Source organism: Bacillus sp. 05T31, from assembly GCF_056396725.1.
This window is the reverse complement of the sequence record NZ_JBFTMA010001504.1, coordinates 1-369: the sequence shown is the minus strand read 5'-3', so window position 1 is coordinate 369 and position 369 is coordinate 1. Positions and strand designations below refer to the sequence as shown.

Sequence of the window (369 nt, the reverse complement as noted above, 5' to 3'; positions counted from 1 at the left end):
GATGTATACTCATGGACAGCTTGCCAATCCGTGAACTCAAATTTCCGTATTAATAATCTTTCTGCTTTTACAAGCATATACTTTTTCCCCCTCAAAAAATTGTAATTATATTTTAAATCCACATATAACCCTTAAAACAAAAAGAACCTGTAGGAATCTCTACAAGTTCTTTTTAGTTTAAGATGAATATACGGGGCAAACAAACTATCTTACAGATTCATCATAGAAACTACAGGGGTAACGCTTTGATAAATACATTATATAACAAATATTAACATCCATAGATTTTAATTTTGAAAATTATGTGAATTAAGAAAAGCTGACGGTATCATTATATTTCATTCTGCAACTTATTTAGAAGAGTTATGT

The 369-nt window shown here is 29.0% G+C and carries 1 pseudogene; it reads right to left on the bottom strand.

Annotated features, from left to right (window positions below):
- Positions 1-77 (bottom strand): annotated as a pseudogene (locus AC1DJR_RS34080) (GNAT family N-acetyltransferase); the annotation flags it as partial.
- Between the last annotated feature and the right edge of the window lie 292 nt (positions 78-369).